Consider the following 4683-nt stretch of genomic DNA (forward strand, 5'->3'; position numbering starts at 1 on the left):
CCTGATTTCTCCAGTCTACGACATTTCCACTGTCCGAGAAATCGGGGGAAGGTCACTACTCACTTGATCAACTGAGTGAAATTCCGAAAAGAATGAGCAAAAAAGAACCTCACCCTATCCCATAAGCCAGATCATTTCGATTGCTCACTTCGAGACCATTTGAAAAGTCAGGCAGCGGTCTGAAGTTGAGCTAAATGCCTGAGTGGCTGAAGAACTCAAACTGGGTCTCATTTCCCCTGAGATCAGTTTTCCAACGATACGGGCTTATGCTTGTTGTTAGTCCCGCGATTTTAAACGTACCAGGTGTGCAACAACTCACATCGAAAATCGAACAACCGTTGTAATTTGCTTCTTGACTCTTGTCCTACCTTAGGGTGTATGTTCAGCATGAAGGCCTTCAATCCAATGAATCTACACGAGGCGACGCATGCTCAAGATTGGTGAGTTTGCATGGCTCGGTCAGGTGACAGTCGAAACGTTGCGGCATTATGACCGATTGGGTTTGCTCAAACCAGATCACCTGGATCCGTTCACCGACTATCGATATTACACACTCGGGCAACTGCCCCAACTCAATCGCATTTTGGCGCTCAAAGACTTGGGACTGTCGCTTGAAGACATTGCACGAATGCTGGATAACAACATCGAGGCAGACACAATCCGCCACATTCTTCTGGCTCAGCAGGCTGAACTGACCAGACAGGTCCAGGCGAGTCAACAGCGTTTGGCGCGTGTAGAAGTACGACTCAAGCAAATAGACCAGGAGGGAAAAATGCCAGAATATGAAGTTTTGCTCAAGGCAGTTGAGGCGCAATGGATAGCCTCTGTGCGCCAGACGCTTTCGAGTTGGGAGCAAGAGGACTTCGGGCCGACGGTAAGCGGGATGTTTGCCCAGGTAGGCGAATATCTCAATCGCCAGGACATCAAACCGGTTGGGCCAGGCATGGCGTTGTATCACGCTGATCGACTCGTTGAAAACAGTAGCCAACGTGGGGAACCGGACATTGAAACGGCGCTGCCCACTGCTCGGCCTGTGCCAGACAGTGACTTGATCACGATACGGCAGATGCCCAAAACACAGGTGGCGTATGCCGTTCATCGTGGAAGTTTTACCGGGCTGCTCGCGGCCAAACAGGCCATCGTGGCCTGGGTGGAGGCTAATGGCTATCAATGCACCGGGCCGTTCTGTGAGGTCTATCTCCACTTTGATGACGACCATCAGGCCAACCAGGACTCGCCATACCACGTCATCGAGATTCAATTGCCTGTGACCAAAGCCTAAGGCAACACTTCAAAATGCCGCCACACCTTCCGTAGCCGAATCTCTATGGAAGGTGTGGCGCACGAGCTGTCAGCTTCAGATTATGGGAGACCGACATGTGCCAAACAGAGATGATCCAGGCTGGTATTCAGAGCGAAGCAGGGCGCCAATTGTGCATATTGATCCAGCCCCTGATCCACAAAATCATTCATGGCGTGCGCAGTCGATGGTTGACAAACAACACCCCGGAGGCGACCCGGAAACCTATGATGAGCGGTTCGAGCAGTGCTCATTCATGATCGGTTAGATCATTGGGGCATGGTTTTCGATTCATTCCCTCAGCCTATCGACTCAATTCAGACTTTTCAAATAGCCTCTTAAAAACTGCGCTGCTCATCCTGCCCCAAAACGGATTTTGTAGTAAACTAACGACTAATAACTAATGACTGATAACTGCTTTTGAAAGGGATATTTCATGTCCAGGTTGATTTTGGCGCTCGACCAGGGTACGACCAGCTCCCGCGCGATCCTGTTCGACGAGGCGGGGCAGCTTCTGGAAACCGCCCAGCAGGAATTCCCGCAGATCTTCCCCCGGCCCGGTTGGGTCGAGCACGACCCGCACGACATCTGGCGCACCCAGCGCGACGTGGCCCGCGCCGTGCTCGACCGCGCGAAGGTGGGCGCGGCGGATATCGCGGCGATCGGCATCACCAACCAGCGCGAAACGACCCTGATCTGGGATCGCCGCACGGGGGAGCCCGTCTATAATGCGATCGTGTGGCAGTGCCGCCGCACCGCGCCGATGTGCGACGCGCTGCGCGCCGAGGGCTTCGACGCGGTGATTCGCGCCAAAACCGGGCTGGTCACGGATGCGTATTTTTCCGGCACGAAGGTCGCGTGGCTGCTGGACAACGTACCCGGCACACGTCCGCGCGCAGAACGCGGCGAACTGGCGTTTGGCACGGTCGATACGTGGCTGCTGTGGAATCTCAGCGGCGGGGCGCTGCACGTCACCGATCCGACCAACGCCAGTCGCACGCTGCTCTACAACATCTACAAGGGCGACTGGGACGACGAGATCCTGGAGCACCTGAACATCCCGCGCAGCCTGCTGCCGGAAGTCCGCCCGTCGAGCGCAGTGTATGGCGAATCCGTCTCGCACCTGTTGGGCGCGCCGGTGCCGCTGGCGGGCATCGCGGGCGATCAGCAGGCGGCGCTGTTCGGGCAGGCGTGCCACCGCCCCGGTATGGCGAAAAACACGTATGGCACGGGTAGCTTCGTGCTGCTCAACACGGGCGAGCAGGGCGTCGAGTCGAAGTCGAATCTGGTCACGACGATCGCGTGGCAGCTTGAGGATCGCCCGGTAACCTATGCGCTGGAAGGCAGCATCTTCGTGACGGGCGCGGCGGTGCAGTGGCTGCGCGACGGTTTAGGCATCATCCAGAGCGCGGCGGAGATCGAGCCGCTGGCGGCCAGCGTTGAGAGCGCGGACGGCGTGTACTTCGTCCCGGCGTTCGTGGGTCTGGGCGCGCCGCACTGGGACGCCTACGCGCGCGGCACGCTGATCGGCATGACGCGCGGCACGACGCGGGCGCACATCGCGCGGGCCACGCTGGACGCCATCGCGCTGCAATCGTGCGACGTGCTCGACGCCATGCGCGCCGATTCGGGCATCACGCTCAGCGCGCTGCGTGTGGATGGCGGCGCGGCCAAAAACGACCTGCTGATGCAGATCCAGGCCGATCTGCTCGGCGTGCCGGTGCAGCGCCCGGCGGTGACGGAAACGACGGCGCTCGGCGCGGCCTATCTGGCCGGGCTGGCGGTGGGCGTCTGGCCGGATACGGACGCGCTCGCCCGGCAGTGGACGATCGATCGCACGTTCGAGCCGCGCATGGCCGACGACGAGCGCCAGTCGCTGATCGCGGGGTGGCGGCGGGCCGTCGAGCGCGCGTCGGGGTGGGCGGACGGCGCATAGTTGTGAAGTGAGTGGGGAGGTGGGTTGATGATCATCGAAGGACAGCGCGTGATCTTGCGCGATGAGCCGAAAGCGACCGATGCGGACGATCTGTTCGCGTGGCTGCAACTGGAAGAATGGCAGTATTACGACGAGCCGGATGTGCCGTTTGCGCCGCCCAGCCGGGCCGAGTTCGATGCACGTCAGGCGGCGCGGGAGCCGTCTGCGACCCGGAAGCGCTGGGAAGTGGACACGGTCGAGGGGCGGCACATTGGCTGGGTATGCTGGTACAACCTCGACCGGGACGCGGGCTGCACGTATGTCGGCGTGGTGCTGCCCGATCCGCAACTGTGGGGCCAGGGCTACGGGCCGGAGTCGCTGCACCTGCTGGTGCGCACCCTGTTCCGCCAGATGGGCATACGCCAGATCAAAGCCGCGACGTGGTCCGGCAACCAGCGCTCGGTGGGCTGCATTTTGAAGTGCGGCTTCCGCGAGACGGCGCGCCTGCCGCACCGGACGGCGCTGTCCATACGCGGCGAGCCGTTGGTGCGCCTGGAATTCACGATCGTGCGCCCGGAGCGGCAGACGCAGGAGCTGCCCAGCGTGAACCGGGGGCAGGCGTGATCGGGGACGTTTTTCGCGGGGAGCGGCTGCGGCTGGCCGCGTTGAGCGCGGCGGATATCCCCGTGCTGGCGCGCTGGTGGCAAGACGGGGCTTTCCTGCGCCTGTTCGACGCCGATCCCGCCCATCCGCTCAACGAGCAGCAGATGGCCGAAAAGGTCGAGGCGTGGCGCAAGGAGCCGGGTACGTTTATGTTTGCCGCGCGTCCGCTGGACGGCGACGAGCTGATCGCGTTCGTAGAGCTGGACGGCATCCTGTGGTCGCAGCGCATGGGCTGGATCTCGATCGCCATCGGGGATCCGGCCCGGCGCGGCCAGGGCTACGGCGCGGAGGCGCTGCGCCTGCTGCTGCGGTATGCCTTCGACGAGCTGAACCTGTACCGCGTTCAGCTTACCGTCTTCAGCTATAATCCCGGCGCGATCCGGCTGTACGAGAAGCTCGGTTTCGTGCGCGAGGGCGTTTTCCGTGAGGCAGTTCACCGCGACGGCGCGCGCCACGACATGATCCTGTACGGCCTGCTGCGCCGCGAGTGGGAGGCGACGCGCGGCGATCGACCTTCACCCTGACAGCGCTCGCAGCGGGTACACCAGAGGGGGACTCACCGATGCCCGACACCGCACCGCGCGACGATTTTGATGACTTTTACCGGGGGCTGCTGCCGTACTACCAGCGCGGTGAGTATAAGGACGCGCTGGCCCTGGCGACGGCGGCCCAGCCGCATTATCCCGAAGAGGCGGCGCTGTTCTACCACATCCGCGCCTGCCTCTCGGCTCGCTCCGGCGATCTGGCGGGGGCATTGGCGCTGCTGCGCGAGGCGTTGAGCGCGGGGCACTGGTACCGGGATCCG

The 4683-nt window shown here is 61.6% G+C and carries 4 protein-coding genes and 1 pseudogene; all 5 read left to right on the forward strand.

The genetic code is table 11. The annotated features are described in order from the left end of the window. Positions 1-427 precede the first annotated feature (427 nt). Positions 428-1282, forward strand: a complete 855-nt coding sequence (locus tag V7116_RS25480; RefSeq protein ID WP_324394819.1) for a MerR family transcriptional regulator — start codon at positions 428-430, stop codon at positions 1280-1282. Between the two features lie 454 nt (positions 1283-1736). Next, positions 1737-3236, forward strand: a complete 1500-nt coding sequence (glpK, locus tag V7116_RS25485; protein ID WP_324394820.1) for a glycerol kinase GlpK — start codon at positions 1737-1739, stop codon at positions 3234-3236. 27 nt (positions 3237-3263) lie between these two features. Continuing rightward, positions 3264-3839 carry a GNAT family N-acetyltransferase gene (locus tag V7116_RS25490; RefSeq protein ID WP_324394821.1) on the forward strand — a complete coding sequence of 192 codons (576 nt, stop codon included), beginning with the start codon at positions 3264-3266 and terminating at the stop codon, positions 3837-3839. Next, positions 3836-4402: a GNAT family N-acetyltransferase gene (locus V7116_RS25495; RefSeq protein WP_324394822.1), complete on the forward strand. Its 567-nt coding sequence runs from the start codon at positions 3836-3838 to the stop codon at positions 4400-4402. Before V7116_RS25490 ends, V7116_RS25495 begins: the two co-directional genes overlap by 4 nt. 38 nt (positions 4403-4440) lie before the next feature. Further along, positions 4441-4683 (forward strand): annotated as a pseudogene (locus V7116_RS25500) (hypothetical protein); the annotation flags it as partial.

Source organism: Aggregatilinea sp., assembly GCF_036822615.1.
Taxonomy (GTDB): Bacteria; Chloroflexota; Anaerolineae; order Aggregatilineales; family Aggregatilineaceae; genus Aggregatilinea.